22 protein-coding genes and 2 tRNA genes are annotated in these 19,401 nt (G+C 68.0%); 14 read left to right on the top strand and 10 right to left on the bottom strand.

Annotated features, from left to right (window positions below):
* Positions 1-10: 10 nt before the first annotated feature.
* Complete coding sequence (gene acpS / locus NCO8_RS24740; protein ID WP_067486057.1) at positions 11-448, top strand: holo-ACP synthase AcpS; 438 nt, start codon at positions 11-13, stop codon at positions 446-448.
* Between the two features lie 30 nt (positions 449-478).
* Here acpS and NCO8_RS24735 read toward each other — a convergent pair whose 3' ends face one another.
* Positions 479-1,111: a TetR/AcrR family transcriptional regulator gene (locus NCO8_RS24735; RefSeq protein WP_084457458.1), complete on the bottom strand. Its 633-nt coding sequence runs from the start codon at positions 1,109-1,111 to the stop codon at positions 479-481.
* A 283-nt stretch (positions 1,112-1,394) separates the two neighbouring features.
* Between NCO8_RS24735 and NCO8_RS31555 the strand changes: the two genes are divergently transcribed.
* Positions 1,395-2,606 (top strand): hypothetical protein, encoded by a 1,212-nt coding sequence (locus NCO8_RS31555; protein ID WP_157105079.1) that lies wholly within the window; start codon positions 1,395-1,397, stop codon positions 2,604-2,606.
* 49 nt (positions 2,607-2,655) lie between these two features.
* Here NCO8_RS31555 and NCO8_RS24725 read toward each other — a convergent pair whose 3' ends face one another.
* Both NCO8_RS24725 and NCO8_RS24720 read right to left on the bottom strand, forming a co-directional pair.
* The gene (locus NCO8_RS24725) at positions 2,656-3,420 is read right to left on the bottom strand and encodes an ABC transporter permease (protein WP_067642519.1); all 765 of its coding nucleotides are present in this window, start codon (positions 3,418-3,420) and stop codon (positions 2,656-2,658) included.
* Entirely contained in the window at positions 3,417-4,358 is a 942-nt protein-coding gene (locus NCO8_RS24720; protein WP_067642517.1) for an ABC transporter ATP-binding protein, read from the bottom strand. The genes NCO8_RS24725 and NCO8_RS24720 overlap by 4 nt, the downstream gene beginning before the upstream one ends.
* Before the next feature lie 119 nt (positions 4,359-4,477).
* On the opposite strand from NCO8_RS24720, the gene NCO8_RS24715 reads away from it, so the two are divergent.
* Positions 4,478-5,209, top strand: coding sequence for a TetR/AcrR family transcriptional regulator (locus NCO8_RS24715; protein WP_067642515.1), 732 nt, complete (start codon positions 4,478-4,480; stop codon positions 5,207-5,209).
* Here NCO8_RS24715 and bcp read toward each other — a convergent pair whose 3' ends face one another.
* On the bottom strand, positions 5,210-5,683 hold the full coding sequence (gene bcp / locus NCO8_RS24710) for a thioredoxin-dependent thiol peroxidase (protein ID WP_067642730.1): 474 nt from the start codon (positions 5,681-5,683) through the stop codon (positions 5,210-5,212).
* Between the two features lie 72 nt (positions 5,684-5,755).
* Between bcp and NCO8_RS24705 the strand changes: the two genes are divergently transcribed.
* On the top strand, positions 5,756-5,989 hold the full coding sequence (locus tag NCO8_RS24705; protein ID WP_084457445.1) for a DUF3618 domain-containing protein: 234 nt from the start codon (positions 5,756-5,758) through the stop codon (positions 5,987-5,989).
* Positions 5,990-6,084: 95 nt separating this feature from the next.
* On the opposite strand, the gene NCO8_RS24700 is transcribed toward NCO8_RS24705, so the two are convergent.
* Positions 6,085-6,384, bottom strand: coding sequence for an excalibur calcium-binding domain-containing protein (locus NCO8_RS24700; RefSeq protein WP_067486070.1), 300 nt, complete (start codon positions 6,382-6,384; stop codon positions 6,085-6,087).
* A 117-nt stretch (positions 6,385-6,501) separates the two neighbouring features.
* Positions 6,502-7,473: a pirin family protein gene (locus NCO8_RS24695; RefSeq protein ID WP_067642727.1), complete on the bottom strand. Its 972-nt coding sequence runs from the start codon at positions 7,471-7,473 to the stop codon at positions 6,502-6,504.
* 69 nt (positions 7,474-7,542) lie between these two features.
* Between NCO8_RS24695 and NCO8_RS24690 the strand changes: the two genes are divergently transcribed.
* Positions 7,543-7,992: a MarR family winged helix-turn-helix transcriptional regulator gene (locus NCO8_RS24690; protein WP_067642513.1), complete on the top strand. Its 450-nt coding sequence runs from the start codon at positions 7,543-7,545 to the stop codon at positions 7,990-7,992.
* Here NCO8_RS24690 and NCO8_RS24685 read toward each other — a convergent pair whose 3' ends face one another.
* The gene (locus NCO8_RS24685; protein ID WP_067642511.1) at positions 7,993-9,654 is read right to left on the bottom strand and encodes a helicase HerA-like domain-containing protein; all 1,662 of its coding nucleotides are present in this window, start codon (positions 9,652-9,654) and stop codon (positions 7,993-7,995) included.
* 172 nt (positions 9,655-9,826) lie between these two features.
* Between NCO8_RS24685 and orn the strand changes: the two genes are divergently transcribed.
* The 3 genes from orn (at position 9,827) to NCO8_RS24670 (ending at position 11,089) form a co-directional block, all read left to right on the top strand.
* Positions 9,827-10,465 (top strand): oligoribonuclease, encoded by a 639-nt coding sequence (gene orn / locus NCO8_RS24680; protein ID WP_067486075.1) that lies wholly within the window; start codon positions 9,827-9,829, stop codon positions 10,463-10,465.
* Positions 10,466-10,519: 54 nt separating this feature from the next.
* Positions 10,520-10,592, top strand: a tRNA-His gene (locus NCO8_RS24675).
* Positions 10,593-10,747: 155 nt separating this feature from the next.
* Entirely contained in the window at positions 10,748-11,089 is a 342-nt protein-coding gene (locus NCO8_RS24670) for a hypothetical protein (RefSeq protein ID WP_067486076.1), read from the top strand.
* A gap of 59 nt (positions 11,090-11,148) precedes the next feature.
* Here the strand turns inward: NCO8_RS24670 and NCO8_RS24665 are convergent, their stop codons facing one another.
* On the bottom strand, positions 11,149-12,357 hold the full coding sequence (locus NCO8_RS24665; protein ID WP_067642509.1) for a L,D-transpeptidase: 1,209 nt from the start codon (positions 12,355-12,357) through the stop codon (positions 11,149-11,151).
* Between the two features lie 252 nt (positions 12,358-12,609).
* On the opposite strand from NCO8_RS24665, the gene NCO8_RS24660 reads away from it, so the two are divergent.
* From NCO8_RS24660 to NCO8_RS24650, 3 genes are all read left to right on the top strand, one after another.
* Positions 12,610-12,682 (top strand) — tRNA-Lys (locus tag NCO8_RS24660).
* 562 nt (positions 12,683-13,244) lie between these two features.
* Entirely contained in the window at positions 13,245-13,874 is a 630-nt protein-coding gene (locus tag NCO8_RS24655; RefSeq protein WP_067642507.1) for a transglycosylase SLT domain-containing protein, read from the top strand.
* An 81-nt stretch (positions 13,875-13,955) separates the two neighbouring features.
* Positions 13,956-14,300, top strand: coding sequence for a hypothetical protein (locus NCO8_RS24650; protein WP_067642505.1), 345 nt, complete (start codon positions 13,956-13,958; stop codon positions 14,298-14,300).
* Position 14,301: 1 nt separating this feature from the next.
* On the opposite strand, the gene NCO8_RS24645 is transcribed toward NCO8_RS24650, so the two are convergent.
* Positions 14,302-14,922 carry a LysE/ArgO family amino acid transporter gene (locus NCO8_RS24645; RefSeq protein WP_067486088.1) on the bottom strand — a complete coding sequence of 207 codons (621 nt, stop codon included), beginning with the start codon at positions 14,920-14,922 and terminating at the stop codon, positions 14,302-14,304.
* A gap of 71 nt (positions 14,923-14,993) precedes the next feature.
* Between NCO8_RS24645 and NCO8_RS24640 the strand changes: the two genes are divergently transcribed.
* Entirely contained in the window at positions 14,994-15,890 is an 897-nt protein-coding gene (locus NCO8_RS24640; protein ID WP_067642500.1) for a LysR family transcriptional regulator ArgP, read from the top strand.
* Positions 15,891-15,894: 4 nt separating this feature from the next.
* Here the strand turns inward: NCO8_RS24640 and cmrA are convergent, their stop codons facing one another.
* On the bottom strand, positions 15,895-16,698 hold the full coding sequence (gene cmrA, locus NCO8_RS24635; protein ID WP_067642496.1) for a mycolate reductase: 804 nt from the start codon (positions 16,696-16,698) through the stop codon (positions 15,895-15,897).
* A 49-nt stretch (positions 16,699-16,747) separates the two neighbouring features.
* On the opposite strand from cmrA, the gene NCO8_RS24630 reads away from it, so the two are divergent.
* Both NCO8_RS24630 and NCO8_RS30840 read left to right on the top strand, forming a co-directional pair.
* Positions 16,748-18,073: a purine-cytosine permease family protein gene (locus tag NCO8_RS24630; protein WP_067642494.1), complete on the top strand. Its 1,326-nt coding sequence runs from the start codon at positions 16,748-16,750 to the stop codon at positions 18,071-18,073.
* Between the two features lie 48 nt (positions 18,074-18,121).
* Complete coding sequence (locus tag NCO8_RS30840; RefSeq protein WP_210740703.1) at positions 18,122-19,294, top strand: phosphotransferase enzyme family protein; 1,173 nt, start codon at positions 18,122-18,124, stop codon at positions 19,292-19,294.
* The last annotated feature ends 107 nt before the right edge of the window (positions 19,295-19,401 follow it).

The following is a 19,401-nucleotide window of genomic DNA, read 5'->3' as shown; positions in this document are numbered from 1 at the left end:
CTGCCGCTTCGTGACGATTCTCGGTATCGGCTTGGACCTGGTCACCATTTCCGAGTTCGCCGAACAGCTGCAGCGGCCCGGGTCGGCCATGCTCAGGGAGACGTTCACCGCCGGTGAACGTCGCTACTGCCAGAGCAAGCAGACCGACCCGGCCCGCAGCTTCGCCGCCCGCTGGGCCGCGAAGGAGGCGGTGCTCAAAGCCTGGGCGTCGTCGCGTTTCGCGCGCAGCCCGCAGATCGGGGACAACCCGTATCCGCTGATCGAAGTGGTCAACGACGCGTGGGGCAGGCCGAGTATCAAACTGCACGGCCTGGCCGCGGAGTTCCTGCCGCGCGTGCGCGTGCACCTGTCGCTGACCCACGACGGCGACACCGCCGCGGCCATGGTCGTCCTCGAGGATCCGGGCGAGCTCGCCGACCTCATCGAGGGGCGGGTAGGAAACTCCTAGCGCCGCAGACGTTCCGGACCCGGGTCGAGGTCACTCCTCCGACCCGGGTCCTTTCGCGTGCCTGGACTCCTTCTCGGCGACCAGCAGATACGCCACCATCAGCCGCTTGAGTTCAGCGACGGCGTCGGCGTTGGACTGCTCGTCCTGCACCGAGAAGTTGAGCATCGAATAGACGACGTGCACCAGCACCTCGGCCATCATCGTGCGCCGGGCGCGGGGCGTGCGCGGAGTGAGCGGTCGCAGCATCTGCGACACGACCTCGGCGAACTCCTTCTCGTGCAACGCGCCCGTCGCCCGGGTGGACGGGGTGGACTGCATCGCCAGCCACACCTCGCGCCGCGACGGGTCGGTGGTCCACAGATTCGCCAGGTGATCGACGAATTGGTTCATGTGCCGCAACCAGTCCAGCGACGGCACCTCGCCGTGGAAATCGGCGAGCTCGCGCGAAACCGCGACGAGGTCTTGCCGATTCAGCTCACAGACGATCACGTACTTGTTGGCGAAGAACTGATAGAGCGTGCCGATCGGCACCTCGGCGCGCTGGGCGACCTCTTCACAGGTGAACGATTCGAAACCCACCTCGACCAGCAGTTCTCGCGAGGCCTGCAGCAAAGCGTCGAACTTGCGCTTGCTGCGCTCCTGGGTGGGCCGCTTGCGCGGCATCAATTCCTGTGGATCGTCCTGCAATTCCAGCGCGGGGTCCGGGCGGTGCTGCTTGGACCGGGCCTGCGCATGTACTTCCACCCATCCAGGCTAGCGCTAGAGGGACCTATACGACATCCGCATACCCGAAGCGTGTCAGGAACCGGTGTGATTCCCACCCATCCGCCCCGTGACCGGTGACGAATCATCAGATGAGCGTGCGTGCATCCGCACGCTGATTCGCGGTTGGTACCGCACCGCGTCGCACAGGGGCATCGTTTCGCTACAGGGGAAGGCAAGACTGGTGGCAGCAGGATCAGTGGTAACCCTCGGCGTGAGCACCGAGCGTGGAGCCGTGCACGCGGTCGCGCTCGCCGAGACGGGCAGTACCCTCACCGACCGGATGGTGCTGCGGCGCACCGTCCGTACCGCCGGTGACAGCAGACCGGAGACGGCCGAGGCGGTGCGTGTGGCGCTCGACGCCCTCGCCTCCGAACTCGGCGACGACTACGAGATCGCCGGTGCGGCTGTCGGATACCGCGACGCCGCCGATCGCCGCGCCATCGTCACCCATCTGGCGACCACGTCGTGGAGCACGGCGTCGCTGGTGTCGGCCAAGTCGGCACACCTGTTCGTCGGCGGCGTGATGACCTGGCTCGACGAATTCGACACCCTGCTCGTCTACGAGGCGGTGCCGGGTTACCAGGCGATGACCCTGCTCGATCCGGGCAGGCACCGCGTGCTCGCCGCGTGCTCACACACCGGGCCGTCGACACCCGAGGCGCTGCGTGCCGGGGTGGCGGCGGCAGGCGACCAGCTGGATGCGGCGTCGGTGCGCCCGGGCGCGGTGGTGCTCATCGGCTCGTCGGCCGACGCGCCCGCCGTGCGCGAGGCCGCCGCGGGCTTCGGGGTGCCGGTGCTGCCGTGCCGGCTGGCAGGCTCCGCGCCCGCTGCCGGTGCCGCACTGGTCGCGCTCGGTGACACCAAGGTGGTGCCGATCACCGGGCCCGCGCGTTCCCGTCGCGGCACCGCGGTGGCCGCCGCGGCGGCGAGTGTGCTCGCGGGTGGGCTGGTGGTCGGTGGTTCCTACGCGCTGATGGACGGTGGCACGCCTGCGGTCGACAACACCGCCGCGTCGTCCGAACCCGGCCTGGCACCGGCACATCCGGCCCCGGCGCCGCACGCGCAGGACGCCGCCGATTCCGGTTCGGCCGGTGGGATCGGCTCGGGGAGCGGCCTCGCGGTCGACCCGACACCGCCCACCGACATTTGGCCCTACGAAAAGGTGTCACCGAACCCGCAATTGGTGAATCCCGGGGTGTTCCCGCTGGACTACCCGACCCAGCTCTACGGCGACGCGGCCGAGGACGAGCCGCTTCCGCTGGAACCTGTACAGCCGGTCGTCCCGGAGATCCCGGTCGCCGTGCAGACCGTGCCGGGCACCGGCATCCCGCTCAGCATGCAACCCGCCCAGGCGATGACGCCGCCTGGCCGGATGTCACAGTCGGCCGACTGAGCCGCACACGGGCCGCGCGAGACGATCGCGCGGCCCGTGTCGTTTCCGCTCAGGAACTGGTGCGGCGCTGGAACATCCACCGCGCGGCCAGATACCCGGCCACCGCGATGCCGCCGCACCACAGCACGGCGAGCGGGCCGCTGTCGCCGATGGGTGTGCCCATCAGCAGCCCGCGCATCGTCTCGATCACCGGCGTCACCGGCTGGTTCTCGGCGAAAGTGTGCAGCCAGGTCGGCATGGTCGAGGTCGGCACGAACGCGCTGCTCACATACGGCAGGAACATGAAGAAGAACGTGAACCCGTTGGCCGCCTCCGGATTACGGGCCACCATTCCGAGCGCCGCCGATAACCACGACAACGCGAACACGAACATCGCGAGCACGCCTGCCACGCCGAGCCAGCGCACCGGATCGGTGGTCGGCCGGAAGCCGAGGACCACGGCCACGCCGATCACGACGGCCGAGGTGACCAGATTGCGCAACACGCTCTCCACGACATGCCCGGTGAGGACCGCCGAGCGGGCGATCGCCATCGCCCGGAACCGGTCGACAATGCCCTCGGCCAGATCTGTCGACAGTGCCACCGCCGTGGTCGAGGCGCCGAACCCCGCACACAGCAGGATGATTCCGGGCACCACGTAGTCGATGTAGGCACCGTCGACCCGCATCGCGCCGCCGAAGACGTAGACGAACATCAGCAGGATCATCACCGGCAGCGCGATGGTCATGATCATGGTGTCCGGGCTGCGCAGGGTGTGGCGGATATTGCGGTCGAGCATGGTGACCGAATCCTGCACGGTGGTCATGGCGCTCATGCCGCCACCGCCGTCCGGCCGGTCAACGCGAAGAACACATCGTCGAGGTCGGAGGTGTGCACCGTGAGCTGCTCGATGGCGATGCCGAGTTCGGCGAACCGGTCGAGCAGCAGTTTGATCTCCACCGCGCTGCCTGTCGAGGACACCTGCATGCTCAGTTGTTCGGGGTCGACCTGTGCGCTCGGCACCGCCTTCGCCGCCGCGGTGAGCAGGAGGTGATCGGCGAACCGGAACCGCAGGTGCCCGCCGGGGACGAGTCGCTTGAGTTCCTCCGGGGTGCCGTCGGCGACGATGCGCCCGCCGTCGAGGACGGCGATGCGGTCGGCGAGCTGGTCGGCCTCCTCCAGGTATTGCGTGGTGAGGAAGACGGTGGTGCCCTCGGCGGCGAGTTCGCGGATGGCGGTCCACAGGTCACGGCGGCTGCGTGGGTCGAGGCCGGTGGTCGGCTCGTCGAGGAAGACCAGCCGGGGGCGGCCCATCAGGCTCATGGCCAGGTCGAGTCGGCGTCGCATGCCGCCCGAGTAGGTGTCGACCGGTTTGGCCGCGGCGTCGACGAGATCGAACCGGTCGAGCAATGCGGCACCGCGGCGGGCGATTTCAGGCTTGCCCAGATGCAGCAGCTTGCCGGTGAGGCGCAGGTTCTCGTGGCCGGTGAGCACACCGTCGACGGCCGCGAACTGGCCGGTGACGCCGATCAGCGCGCGCACGTCGTCGGCCTCGGCGACCGGGTCGTGGCCGAGGACGCGCAGTTCACCGCGATCCGGTCGGGTGAGGGTGGCGAGGATGCGGACCAGGGTGGTCTTGCCCGCGCCGTTGGGGCCGAGCAGGGCGAAGACGGTGCCCGCGCGGACCTCGAGGTCGAGGTCGTCGAGGACGACGTGGGTGCCGAATGACTTGTGTAGCTGCCGCACCGAGAGTGCGGGTGGTTCGGGTGCCATGGATTTTCTCCGATCGATGCCACTGTTTATGGCCTATATTGTTTATAGGCTAAACAGTTGTCCGGCACAAGAGGGCCGCCGGTTAGAGTCGTGGCAGAGCGAAGGAGGCGGACGAGTCGATGACGACCGGCGAAGCGGCGTTACCCAGAGCGGTGGAACTGATGTGGGGGCTGGCCCAGCCGGCCGGTCGCGGACCGAAGCGGGCGCTCACCATCGACCAGATCGTCGATGCCGCGATCGAGGTCGCCGACGCGGAAGGCGTCGCCGCGCTGTCGATGAGCAGGGTGGCCAAGCAACTCGGCTTCACCGCCATGTCGCTGTACCGCTACGTCGACAGCAAGGACACCCTGCTCGACCTGCTGATGGATCGCGTGGTCGGCGCGCCACCGGATATCCCCGCCGGAACCTCCTGGCGCGCAGGTCTCGAACAATGGGCTTTCGCCGAGTTCGACCGGATCGGCAGGCATCCGTGGTGGATCGACATCCCGCTGGCCCGCCCGCCGATGGGCCCGAACAATATGGCCTGGCTGGAGGTGGCGCTGGGCGCGCTCGCCGGGACCGGCGTGCCGGAGCCGGCGAAGCTCGAGCTGGTGATGAACGTGTCGGTCTACGTCATCGGCAAACGCCGCATGCTGCGTGATCTGCAGACCGTCGAAGGTGCCGATTTCGCGTCGGTGATGGCACGCGTACTCGACCCGCAGCGGTTCCCCGCGGTCACGGCCGCCATGTCGGGCTCGGCGTTCGACGGCGAGAGCGAGGTCCATTTCGATTGGGCCCGTGCCGATTTCGAATTCGGGCTGGCGCGGATGCTCGACGGTTTCGAGGTGTTCATCCGCACCTTCGCCGAGTAGCTACGCCGACAGGTCGCGGCGCAGCTTCGCCACGTGGCCCGTGGCGCGCACGTTGTACTGGGCCACCTCGATCGCACCCTGTTCGTCGACGAGGAAGGTCGAGCGGATCACGCCGGTGACGGTCTTGCCGTACATCTTCTTCTCGCCGAACGCGCCCCACTGCTGCAGCACGGTGCGTTCCGGGTCGGACAGCAGCGGGAAGGTGAGGCCCTCGGCGTCGCGGAACTTGGCCAGTTTGGCCGGCTTGTCCGGGGAGATGCCGAGGACGGCGATCCCGGCCTCGTTCAGTTCGGCGAGGTTGTCGCGGAAGTCGCAGGCCTGCTTGGTGCAGCCGGGGGTCGAGGCGGCCGGGTAGAAGTAGACGATCACCTTGCGGCCACGGTAGTCCGACAGTGACACGTCCTTGCCGTCGGCGTCGGGCAGCGTGAAATCGGGGGCGGTGTCTCCGGGGGAGAGGCGATGGTTGTCGGTCACCACCGCACGGTAACCGACCGGGTCCGCTGACGGCATGGATAGACTCGGGCGAGCACAGACACATACCTGGAGGTGACGGTGGCCAAGGACGACACCGACCGGATCGAACGCGAGATCGAGATCGCGCGCGCCCGGTTGGCGACCACGCTCGACGAACTGGCGGTGCGCGCCGATCCGCAGCGGATCGCCGACGACACGAAGGCGATCGTGGTCGCCAAGTTCAGCGAGCCCAAGGTCAAATACACGCTGATCGGCGCGGGTGCCCTCGTAGCGGGCCTGGTCCTGGTCAAACTTTTCCGCCGCTGAGCGGTCCACAAACACAGAACACCCGATGCGGCACAAGCCACATCGGGTGTTTCTGTATTCAAACGCACCAACTCGAGCGCGCCAGCGCTCCAAAATTACTGCGTGGGGCAGGCGAGGCCGTCGCCGTCGGGGTCGAGGTGGGGGGAGTAGCCCGCCTCGCCGCGGAACAGCGGGGCGCGGCCTGCGGCCATCGCCTCGTCGCAGCTGCGGAACGCACCGCCGGCCGAACCGGACTGGACCAGGTTGGCCGAGCCGGTGGCGCCGAGCAGGGAGTCGAAGCTGGACGAGCCGGTGCCCGCGGAGCCCGTCACCAACGGATTCGCCTGAGCGGCGGGGGCGACGAGCAGGCCGAGGCCTACGGCGGCGAGGCTGACAGTGAGCCGACGAACGTTCATGAATTCCTCTATGTCTGCTGCGGTTCGGATGTTGGCCCGGACACACGCCTCGGGCGGCGAAGTCAACCTTCATGACGGGGCCCCCGCTTGTCAACCGCACCGCGTGTGCCTCGACTGTTACTCGCCGAGCCTGCGCCCCGTGAGGTGCTCGGCGGGCACGGTGCCCATCCGTCCGGCCTGGAAGTCCTCGAGTGCCTCGATGATCTCGGCGCGGGTGTTCATGACGAACGGTCCGTACTGGATCAGGGGCTCGCGCAACGGTTTTCCGCCGAGCAGCAGCACTTCGAGGTCGCCGTAGTCCTGTGTGGTGTCGGCGGTGAGCGTGATGGCCTCGCCCTTGCCGAACATCACCAGCTGTCCGGTGTGGATCGGCCGACGGTCGGTGCCCGCCGTGCCGCTGCCCGACAGCACGTAGGCCATGGCCGTGAAGTCCTGCGGCCACGGTGTTTCCAGCTGCGCGCCGGGGCTGATCGAGGCGTGCGCGTAGGCGATCGGGGTGTAAGTGGAACCGGGTCCGGCGAAGCCGCCGACCTCGCCCGCGATGAGCCGCACCAGGGCGCCGCCGTCGTGCGAGCTGACCAGGGTGAGCTCGCTGCCGCGCAGGTCCTGGTAGCGCGGGGTGGCGAACTTCTGGGCGCGCGGCAGGTTCACCCACAGCTGGATGCCGTGGAATCGGCCGCCCGAGATCACCAGCTTCTCCTCGGGCAGTTCGTCGTGCAGCATGCCCGAGCCTGCCGTCATCCACTGGGTGTCACCCTCGCCGATCACGCCGCCGCCACCCTGGGAGTCGTGGTGGACCATGGTGCCGTCGAGCATGTAGGTGACGGTTTCGAAGCCGCGATGCGGATGCCACGGCGCGCCCTTGGCCTCGTAGGGCTCATAGGCCACGGGGCCCATCTGGTCGAGCAGGATGAAGGGGTCGGCCGCGCGCAGGTCGACGCTGGGGAACGGGCGCGTCACCTCGAAGCCCGCCCCCTCGCGCTGACGGTGGGCGGTGACGATCTGACGTACCGGCCGCTGGGTTTCGGTGACGTCCGGGCGGGGGAGCCGGGGCAGCACCATGATGTCGTCGACGGTGATCGCGGGCATGGGAAGCGCCTCCTGGAGTGGAACCTGTTTGGTTTCCATGTCAACCAATGTGGCTCTAGGATCATTCCCGTGACCCGATGGTTGTCCGAGCAAGAGCAGCAGACCTGGCAGGCCTTCATCCGGATGCGGCAGCGGCTGGACGCGGCGCTGTCGGCCGGGCTGGCCGGGCACGGGCTGTCGATGGCCGACTATGAGCTGATGGTTCCGCTCTCGGCCGCACCGCAGGGCTGTCTGCGTGCCAGGGACCTGGCCGCCGAGGTGTGCTGGGACAAGTCGCGGCTGTCCAAGCAACTGGCCAGGATGGCGGCGCGGGGGCTGGTCGGCCGGGCCCCGGCCGCCGACGACGCACGCGGCGTCGTCGTCACGCTGACCGACCACGGGCGCGACGTCTTGCGCGCCGCCGCGCCCGAACATGTCGAGCTGGTGCGAAAGCTGTTCGTGGACAACATGACCCGTCAGGAAGCCGCGGCATTGCGGTCGCTCTCGGACAAGGTGGCCTCGGCGGTCGAGCAGAGCTGACTACCGGCGTCGCCGGGTGCCGAACAGGCTGCGGCTGATCTCGCGCCCCGCCGCACTGGCCGCCGAGCGCAGGAAGCTCTTCACGGCCGGGTTCTTCATGATCCGTTCGGCCGCCGAATCCGCGTCCGGTCCGGCAGGCGGCGGGGCGGTTTCCGGTGCGGGTGCGGCAGCCACGCTGGCCAGCAGCATCTCGTAGGCCGATTCGCGGTCGATGCTCTGCCCGTACTTGCCCTGCAACGAGCTCGACCCCGCGGCGGAGCGGATGGCGTCGTCACCGATGGTGTCCATCAGCGACCGCGGCGGCACGATCTTGGTCCAGGCAACCGGGGTCGGGGCACCCTTCTCCGACAACACTGTGACGATCGCCTCACCGGTACCGAGGCTGGTGAGCGCCTCCTCGAGGTCGTAGACCTCCGACTTCGGATACGTGCGAACCGTTTTCGCCAGCGCCTTCTGATCATCGGGGGTGAAGGCGCGCAGCGCGTGCTGGACGCGGGCGCCGAGCTGCGACAGCACCGCGTTCGGGATGTCGGTGGGCAGCTGGGTGCAGAAGAACACACCGACACCCTTGGAGCGGATCAGCTTCACGGTCTGCTCGATCTGCTGCAGGAACGCCTTGGAGGCGTCGGCGAAGAGCAGATGCGCCTCGTCGAAGACGAAGACGAGCTTGGGTTTGTCGACGTCACCCACTTCGGGCAGCGTCTGGAACAGCTCGGCGAGCACCCACATCAGGAATGTGGAGAACAGCGCCGGCCGCGCCGCCTGCTGTCCCAGTTCGACCAGTGTGATGACGCCCTGCCCGTCGACGACCCGGGCCAGATCGGCGGGATCGAGTTCGGGCTCGCCGAAGAACGTGTCACCGCCCTCGGCCTCGAGATTCACCAGCGAACGCAGGATCACCCCGGCGGTCTGGCTGGACACCCCGCCGATCCCCTTGAGGTCTTCCTTGCCCTCGGGGCTGGTCAGGTGGGTGATGACCGCGCGCAGGTCCTTCAGGTCGAGCAGGGCAAGGCCCCGCTGATCGGCCCAGTGGAAGATCAGCCCGAGGGTCGACTCCTGGGTGTCGTTGAGGCCGAGGACCTTGCTGAGCAGGATCGGGCCGAAAGAGGTGATCGTGGCGCGGATCGGCACGCCGATGCCCTCGGTGCCGAGCGAGACGAACTCGGTGGGGAAACCGCTCGGCGCCCAGTCGCTCGCGCCGGTCTCGGCGGCGCGAGCGCGGATCTTGTCGTTGTCGGCACCGGGGTCGCGCAGACCCGACAGATCGCCCTTCACATCGGCGAGCACCACGGGAACGCCCGCCCGCGAGAGCTGTTCGGCGATGCCCTGCAGGGTTTTGGTCTTGCCCGTGCCGGTCGCCCCCGCGACGAGCCCGTGGCGGTTCATCATGCGCAACGGAATACGCACGCGCGCAGCGGGGTCGGTGGTTCCGTCGACGACAACGGTGCCCAGCTCCAGAGCCTGACCGTCGAAGGCGTAACCGGCCGCGATCTGTGCGGCGGCGCCCGACCCGGCCGAGGCGTCGGGTGACGTTGCCGCCGAAGCTGATTGCGCCGCCTCCCGCTCGGCGGCCTCCGCCGCGGCGGCTGCCTCGGCGGCGACGCGCGCCGCCTCTTCGGCTGCCAGGCGAGCCGCTGCCGCCTTCTCCTGAGGGGTGGTCATCGCGTCCTCCGTCTCGATCGCAAGAACATGAACGGACAATCTCAGGCAAACTGTATCCGTGCCGGTCACCCCTGTGGTGGCCTTCGGCGGGTGTCGTCGGCAAACACCTCCGCCGCGCCCGCGCGACACACCTGTCGGCGAGGCGCGCCGATACCCCATTAGGGTGGCTCGGGTGTCCGACAAACTCTTGGTCTGGATGGATTGCGAGATGACGGGGCTCCGTCTCGACAGCGACAAGCTGATCGAGATCGCCGCGCTCGTAACCGACAGCGACCTGAACATTCTCGGTGACGGTGTCGACATCGTCATCCACGCCGATGACGCCGCCCTGGCCTGCATGCCACCCGTCGTCGCCGACATGCACGCGAAATCCGGTCTCACCGAGGAGGTCCGGCGCTCGACCGTGACCCTCGAGCAGGCCCAGGAGCAGGTGCTCGACTACGTGCGCCAGTACGCGCCCGCCGCGCGCACGGTGCCGCTGTGCGGCAACTCCATCGCCACCGATCGCGGCTTCATCGCGCGCGATATGCCCGAGCTGGACGCGCACCTGCACTACCGGATGGTCGACGTGAGCTCGATCAAGGAACTGTGCCGCCGCTGGTACCCGCGCATCTACTTCGGTCAGCCGGAGAAGGGGCTCGCGCACCGCGCGCTGGCCGACATCAAGGAGTCCATCCGCGAGCTGGAGTACTACCGGCGCACCGCCTTCGTGGCGCCGCCCGGCCCGTCCTCGGCCGACATCGCGAGCATCGCGGCGGCGGTCACCGAGGCCGTCGACGTCACCGGAACAGGGTCCCGACCAGCGGATTAGGGCATCGGGGCCGGTACAAGCTAGTATTTACCGCGCCGGTGCAAGCCGGTGATGGTGACCGTAGTTCAGTTGGTAGAGCACCAGGTTGTGATCCTGGCTGTCGCGGGTTCGAGTCCCGTCGGTCACCCCGAAGAGAAGGCCCCGATCCTGTGGATCGGGGCCTTCTTCGTTGTAGGAGCCCACATCCGCTTCATGACGCAGGTCACGTTTGAACCGCTACACTCTGGACGGCTGCCCAAATGTGTGGGCCGCCATATCCTCGTTCGACCGGAAAGACCCTTGATGAAGCGTTCCACCGTCGTCGTGGCCCTCGCGGCCGCCACCGTGCTCGGCCCCGTCGCAGGCACCTCGGCGGCGCAGACCCCCGGCCTGCCACTCACCGACTTCACGGCCACCCCGTCGGGCGGCATGGAACTGCCGGGACCGCCCGAAACGGGATCGGCGCAGAGCGGATCGACCGGCGGGCTCGAGACCACCGGCTCCTCCGGCACCGGCTCGGCAGGCCTGCCCAACCTCGACCGCCTGCTGTTCGGTGGACGCATCCTCTGCGGGGCCCTCGGCAGCGCCATGGCCGTGGCCGGCGAGGCCATGATGGACTGCGCCGATCTGCCCACCCCGGTCTGATCCAGGACACGAAAAAGGCCGCCGGAGACATCCGGCGGCCTTTTTTCGGCTGTATGGGGTCAGGAGACGTCGGCGTTGCCCGCCTTCCACTCCGCCCACGGAATGTTCCAGTCACCGAGCCCGTCGACGCCCGACAGCGTCCCGCCGACCGTGTTCTTGATGATCGTGATGTCACCGCGCTTGGCGTTCTCGTACACCCAGCGCGCATTGGCGGGGCTCAGGTTCAGGCAGCCGTGGCTGGCGTTCGAGTAACCCTGCTGACCCACCGACCACGGCGCCGAGTGGAAGAAGATGCCGCTGTAGGAGATCCGCGTGGCGTAGTCCACCGGCGTGCGGTAGCCGTCGGCGGAGTTCACCGCGACACCGTAGGTGGACGAGTCCATGATGATCTTCTCGTGCTTGTCGGCGACGATGTAGATGCCGTTGTCGGTGGGCGTGGAATCCTTGCCCATCGAGGTCGGCATGGTCATGATCACCTCGCCGTTGCGCTCGACGGTCACCTGCTTGGTGTTGTCGTCGGCGGTGAAGATCACCGCGTCACCGATGGTGAAGTGCGAGGTGATGTTGTCCTGGCCGTACAGACCTTTGCCGAGGTCCTTGCCGTAGACGTTCACCTCCACGTTCACCCGCGTACCCGGCTTCCAGAAATGCTCTGGGCGCCAACGGACTTCGCGGTTGTTCACCCAGTAGAACGCGCCTTCGACGGGCGGTTCGGTGGTGATCTTGATGGCGTCCTGCGCGGCGCGACGGTCCGGGATGTTCTCGTCGAACTGGATCGCCACCGGCTGGCCGATACCGACCACCTCGCCCTCGCCGGGCATCAGGTACGGCTTGGTCTGGTTGTTCGGTGAGCTCGTGGTGAAGCTCAGGGTGGAGGAGTTCGCGCCGCCGAGGCCGATCGCGGCCGCCGAGAGCTGATAGGTCTTGCCGTAACCGAGCACCTCGGTGGTGGCCCACGAACGCCCGTCGGGCGCCAGCTGACCCGACACCTGCGTGCCCTGCTGGTTGGTCAGCTTCACCTCGGTGAACTTGCCGTCCTGCACCTGGAACTTCAGCGGCATCCCCGGCGAGACGCCGACCTGGCCGTCCTTGATCTCGGAGACCAGTTTCGGCTTGATGAGTTCGGTGATCGGGTTACGGTCGATCGCCACCTCGACCCCGGCACCCTCGGCCGACGAGCACGCGGAAGCACCGAGGGCGAAAACCGCCAACAGTGCCACCGGAACGATCATCCGCAATGACCGAGGTTTCCCCCGCTTCTTACCCATGTCCAACCCCGTTTCCATACCGACGCCCCGCCATTCTGCCAGCCCGCCCGGTCGCCACCAACGTCGAAAGCGCGGCGACACGACCCGAGTGGGCAATCGTTAGATACGTGCCGGGGCCCGATCTGTTAACACTGCGAACCGTCCGGCATCGGTGCTGGTCAGAGCCCGATTTCACTTTTCGCCCTCGGGCCTGTTAATGTTTCTTCCGCACCGCAGAGCGGAGCAAACGCCCCGCGGAGCGGAGCGAAACAAGCGCCATTAGCTCAATTGGCAGAGCAGCTGACTCTTAATCAGCGGGTTCGGGGTTCGAGTCCCTGATGGCGCACAGCAGACCGCATCCCGGCAGTTACCACTGCCGGGATGCGGTCTTTTTGCGGTCTGCCAGCCTCGTCATCGATCGTTATCTTCGGGGCCTCGCGCGCCCGTTTTGCCACCGCGAACAGCCAGGAAACCTGATTCGGGCAAACTTTTTCTGTGACCCATACCACGGTCGTCGCGGTTCTAAACCCCCTGCATACATAACGATTCTGCAACCACCGGTAGAAGCGACCAAGATCGCCAGCACCTGCCGTTCAGATTTCGTTCATCTCGCGTTAACCTACCGTGACCATTCTGTCATCAGGTCACAAACAGACCTGCGGTTTGGTTAGCCACCGGGAACCCGGATACCGAACAGCGCGTGGTCTCCCCGCAGCCAGCTGTGGAGCACCGTGCGACGAGCGGGACAGCCATCGAGCGTCTCCGTCACCACAGCGTCGCACATTCCCATACCGACAGAAACAACACATCGCCTGACCGGCGTGCGCCGCTGCGCGCGCTGCGCGGTCCACCGCGCCCCCACCGGGGCCTCGCGGTCGCCAGACAGAGATGAAGGAACAGAGAAGAACATGATCGTCAAAGACAAGCTCAACTCCATGATCGGCCACCGCCGCGAGGCGTTCACCGTGGCAGTCGCCGCGGTCGGCCTGGTGGCCGTTGCCGCGTCCTCGGCGGTGTCCTTCGCCGACGACAGCGTCCCGCAGCGTGCCGCCATGGTCGTCGAGCAGGCCGAGGCCATCCCGGCCGTCGGTGCCGCCCCCGCCCCCGCCGTGGAGGCCGTGCCCGCCCCCGCCCCCGAGGTGCTGCCCGCCCCGGCCCCGGCTCCCGAGCCGGCGCCCGCCCCCATGCCCGCGCCCGCCCCCGCGGCGCCGGTGTACCCGAACAACCTCGACGGCTGGATCCGTGAGGCCCTCGACATCATGGCCGCCAAGGGCATCCCCGGCAGCTACGAGGGCATCATGCGCAACATCATGCGCGAGTCGACCGGTAACCCCCAGGCCATCAACCTGTGGGACTCCAACGCCGCCGCGGGCATCCCCTCCAAGGGCCTGCTCCAGGTGATCGACCCGACCTTCGCCGCCTACCACGTGGAGGGCACCCCCTTCGACGTGTGGCACCCCGTGGCCAACATCGTTGCGGCCTGCAACTACGCCGCCGACCGCTACGGCTCGATGGACAACGTCAACAGCGCGTACTGATACGCACTGGAGAACACAGCAACGCCCGCGCACCGGTTTGGGGAAGACCGGGGCGCGGGCGTTCGCCGTTAGAATGCCCTCGTGCCAGACAGCGCCGATCAGGCACCCGATCACGCGCATTCCGACGCGGCGACAGCCAGCCGCGTCGCCAAGGCCCGCCGCTTGGCTGCCTACCTGTGGGCTCGCGACATCAGCAGCGCCGAATTGCTCGCCCTGCCCGCGCCGACGCTGCGCAAGCTCGCCCGTGCCGCCGAGACCAATCCGCCGAGTACCGACGAGACGTGGCGGGTGGTCGCCGACCTGCTCGATCAGAAAGACGCGTGGGCCGCCCGCAACCCCGACCACGAGGCCGCACGCCGCGCCCATGCCGACGAGAAGCTGCTGTGGGTCAAGCCACCGGTGACACCGTGGTCGTCGCAGTCCTGAGTCAGCCGAGGACGAGACCGATCGCGAGTGCGAGCATCACCACCGCGATCAGCGAGTCGAGGATGCGCCAGGCGAGGGGTTTCGCGAACAGCGGGCCGAGTCGACTCGCGCCGTAACCGAGGCCGAAGAACCACAGCACGCTGGCCAGCATGGCCCCGGCCGCGAGGAACCAGCGCTCCGAGGGCGCCCAGGTGCTGGCGAACGAGCCGAACAGGACGAGCGTGTCCAGGTAGACGTGCGGGTTGAGCCAGGTGAGCGCGAGACAGGTGAGCACCGAGGCGCCGAGTGCCGCCGAGGTGCCCGTGAGGTCGGCCTGCAGTGCCGACGACCCGAACGCCCGCCGGGCGGCGAACAGGGCGTAGCAGACCAGGAAAGCCGCCCCGGCCCACCGCGCGATGGTCACGACCGCCGGAAACGACTCGACGACGGTGCCGAACCCGGCCACCCCGGCCGCGATCAGCACCACATCCGAGAGCGCGCACACCGCGACCACCGGGAGGATGTGTCGGCCGCGCACGCCCTGTCGCAGGACGAACGCGTTCTGCGCGCCGATCGCGACGATGAGCGAGAGCCCGAAACCCAACCCGGAGAGCGCGGCCACTGCGGCCGACGATGTCGTCATATCCCTGACGCTAGGAACCTCGCTACATTCAGTCCAGCTAATAATTCTGCAGAACCATTAGAATCGCTGATGTGGATCTGCAGCTCGACCAGCTACGTGCGCTCGACGCCGTGCTCACCGAAGGCACCTTCGACGCGGCGGCTCGCCGATTGAACCTCACGCCGTCGGCCGTCAGCCAGCGGATAAAGGCGCTGGAGGACGCGGCGGGTCGCATTCTCGTGCAGCGGTCGAAACCGGTGCGGGCCACCGAATCGGGACTCGCCGTGCTGCGACTGGCCAGGCAGGTGCACGTGCTCGCCGCCGATACCGCGCGCGAACTCGGCGAGCCGGACCGGCCGGCCGGGCGACCCGCCCGCATTCCGATCGCGGTGAACGCCGACTCGCTCGAGACGTGGGTGCTGCCCGCCGTGTCGCGGATCGCCGGCATCGCCTGTCTGGAACTGCACCGCGAGGACGAGGAACACACCACCCGGTTGCTGCGCGACGGCACGGTGATGGCGGCGATCACCTCCACCGCCACCCCGGTGCAGGGCTGTCGGGTGCGACCGCTCGGCGCCATGCGCTATCAGGCGCTCGCCACGCCGGACTTCGCGCAGTACTGGTTCCCCGACGGCGCGCGACCCGGTTCCTACACCCACGTGCCGATGATCCAGTTCGACCGCAACGACGACCTGCAAGCCCGCCACCTGCGCGCCGCCAACCAGCAGCCCGCCGATCCGCCGACACATTTCGTGCCGTCCTCCACCGCGTTCCGTGAGGCGGTCCGGCTCGGCATGGGCTGGGGCATGCTGCCCGACCTGCAGACCGAAACCGACCGGGCCGCAGGCACTTTGGTGAACATCAACGGCCGGGCGCGGATCGACGTGCCGCTCTACTGGCAGCAGTGGAAGCTGGATTCGCCCGCGCTGAACGCGGTTGCCGACGCCATCATCACGGCCGCCGCGAAAGCCCTGCTGCCCGTCGAGTGAGCTGTCAGCCGCCGAGCTTCTTGTAGAACGCGCCCGCGATCGGGGCCGTCATCGCGCGCGGACCGTAGTTGCCCGCCACACTCATGCCCTTGCTGATCAGGCCGGGGACGATGCGCATCTTGTTGCGGGCCAGGGCGTCGATCGACACCTTCGCGGTGTATTCGCTCGACACCCACAGGAAGTCGGGGACCATTCTGTCGACGATCGACTCCTCTTCCGGCGCAGGCGTTTCCGTGCGCACGGGACCAGGCGCCAGCAGGGTGACATTGACCCCGCTGCCCTTGAGTTCGCCGCGCAGCGACTCGGAGAACGTGTTGGCGAACGCCTTCGACGCCGCGTAGGTGGCGTTGTTCGGGATGGGCATATTGCCCGCGGCCGAGCCGCTGATCAGGATGCCGCCCGCCTTGCGCTCGATCATGCCGGGCAGCACGGCCAGGGTCAGGTCGTGCACGGCGGTGGCGTTGAGTTCCATCTGCGCGCGTTCGTAGGCGAAGTCGAGTTCGGCGACAGGGCCGAAGGTGGCGATGCCCGCGTTGTTGCAGAGGATGGCGATATCGCGCACCGACAGCTCGTCGACCAGGCTCGCGCGCTGGGTGCGGTCGGCGAGGTCGACGGCGCGGACCTCGGCGGTGATGCCGTGCGCCAGCGTCAGCCGCTGCGCCAGTTCGGTCAGGATCTCTCCGCGCCGGGCGACCAGGATCAGCGAATAGCCGCGCCCGGCCAGTTCGGCGGCCAGTGCGGTGCCGATACCGGAGGATGCGCCGGTGACGACGGCACGATTGTCAGCAGTGGGGGAGGGCAGGCTCACACGGCGAAGCTTAGGGGATCGCCCGCCCGGCCATAGCATGGCTCTTGCTATGACTACTGACTCCTCGCCCCGCGCCCAGGAGGCGCCGCTGCTGCTCTCCACCGAGCCGCCGCGCACGTTCGGGTTCGCCGACCAGGCTGCCTTCTGGACCAATCTCGGGGTGAGCCTGATCGGGTTCACCGGCGCCACCTACGTGCTGCAACCGCCCGGGTACGACCGGTTGCCGCTGCTCGGGGCGGTGCTGGCGACCGTGGTCGGCACGATCGTCGGCACGTCGATGGTGGCCGCCGCCGGTGCGGTCGGCGCCGGAACCGGTGCGCCCGCGATGGCCAATTTCCGTGGGCTGTTCGGCACCAAGCTGTCCGGGCTGCCGACGGTGGCCAATGTGGTGCAGTGCATCGGCTGGGGTGTGTACGAGCTCACCGTGATCGCGGCGGGGATCGCGGCGCTCACCAGCGACCGGGTGCCGCACGCGGTGGCGGTGATCGCGGCCGGTGTACTGAGCACGGTGATGGCGATCTGGCCGATGCATGTGGTGGGGATCCTGCGGCGCTACGTCACCGTGGCGGTCGGTATCGCGATGCTGTATTTCACCGTGCAGATGTTGCGGCAGCCGCTGCCGGATCTGGGACAGACCTCCTGGTCCGGGTTCCTTCCCGCTGTGGATACCGCGCTCGCCGTCGCCGTGTCGTTCGTGCCGCTGGCCGCGGACTACACGCGGCATTCGCGGTCGGTGAAGGTGGCGGGCGGTGCCACCGTGATCGGGTATTCGGTGGCCCAGATCTGGTGCTACCTACTGGGTATCATCGCGCTGCTGCACGTGGGCGGCGACCCGAACCAGCTGTTCGACTCGTTCCTCGGGATCACCGCGGGCTGGGTGTTCTTCGCGGTGCTCGTGCTGCGCGAGACCGACCAGTCCTTCGCCAACGTGTACTCCACGGCCATGTCGTTGCAGAACCTGCTGCCGCGCGTGGATCGCCGCATCCTGGCCGCCGTCGTCGGCGTGCTCGCCACCGTCTTCGCCCTGAATGTGCGCGATTTCAGTTCTTACGCGAACTTCTTGCTGCTCATCGGCTCGGTGTTCGTTCCCCTCACCGCCGTGCTCGTGGTCGACTACTTCTTCGGGCGCGGCCGAACCGGCTGGGACCTGTCCGACAACTCGCCCGCCCGCCCGATCATGCTGCTGCCCTGGGCGATCGGCTTCGTGGTGTACCAGCTGTGCAACCCCGGCTCGGTGTCGTGGTGGGCCGACCGGTGGACCGGGATCCAGGACGCGCTCGGCGTGCACCCGACCTGGTGGACGTCGGCATCGCTCTTCTCGTTCCTCGCGGCCGGTGCCGCGACCGGTGTCGTGGTCGTCGGTCGGCGACGGTGATTCGGCGGCGCGGCGGGGTGGCCCGGGCGGCCGGACGGAGTCCGAGCGATGGATGAGGAGCGCGTTTTCGGAATGGGCGACGAGCCACTGGCCGCACCGACATGGCCCGCGCTCACCGAAGCCGAAGCCGCCTCGGCCGTCGCGGCTACGTGGGGCTTCGATGGGGCGACGATCGAATGGCGCAGTGCGCGACCACTTTCCGCGACGGTTGGGGTGCGTACCGGCAGTGAGCGATTAGTCGTCAAACGGTTGCCGAGTGCGCTGCGTGACCTGGGTGCCCTGGCGGAGGAGCACCGGTTCATGGCACACCTGCGAGCACGCGGGATTCCGGTCCCGGAAGTGCGCACCGTCGCCGGGTCCGAGTTGCGAGCGGCTGCGTCCCGCGACGAACTCGGACAGCATCGGTGCGGCGTCGAGTCCACAGAGCCCGATAGCGCAGGTGGCAGCCACGCCGATCATCGTGCGTTCGTCTACGAGGTGCATCGGTTGGGGGAAGGGGACGATCGGTATCGCGCAGATTTTTCCTGGACACCGTTCCGCGATATCGAGGACGCCGCCGCAGCAGGCACGATGCTGGCCCGATTGCATTCGGCCGCCGAGGGTTTCGACGCACCCACACGTCCCGTCCGTCCATTGCTCGCCAGCATGCACAGCGACGTCATCGACGCCTTCGAATGGCATATCGCGCGCCGGCCCGCTCTCGCGGCCTTCCTCGCCAACCGCGATTGGCGCACGGAAGTCCCCGACCTCCGCGCCGACCTCACCACCGTCGAACCCCTATGGACGCATGGCGATTGGCACCCGACCAATCTCCTCTGGCGCGACCACGAGGTGACCTCGGTGATCGATTTCGGCCTGTCCGACCGCACCACCGCCGTCTTCGACCTCGTCACCGCCGTGGAACGCACCGCCGTGGACTGGATCTCGCTCCGCGACGGTGGCCCCGCCAACGTTCGCACGGACCAGATCACGGCCCTGTTCGAGGGCTACCAGTCCATTCGTCCGCTGAACCACGCAGAAAGCCAACTGTTACCGGATCTGCTCCCACTGGCACACATCGGCTACGAACTCTCCGAAATCGACTACTTTCTCACGATTCCCCAGGAACCCCGCAACGCCGAAATCGCCTACAACGACTGGCTTCTGGGCCACCTGCGCTGGTACGAAACGCCCGAAGGCCACAACCTCAGAGCACTGCTCCACGACCTGGCCACCCGCTAAGGGACTTGCCACCGACCTGCACATCTTCAGCTTGTGCGGTACTACTCGGAGCGGCCACCTACCGCACACCCAGCCCACGTGGCAGCACTCGAGTCCGCCATGACAGC

The organism is Nocardia coubleae NBRC 108252, from assembly GCF_001612805.1.
GTDB classification, from domain to species: Bacteria; Actinomycetota; Actinomycetes; order Mycobacteriales; family Mycobacteriaceae; genus Nocardia; species Nocardia coubleae.
Note: the sequence above shows the minus strand (reverse complement) of the source record. Positions and strands in the feature narration are given on the sequence as shown.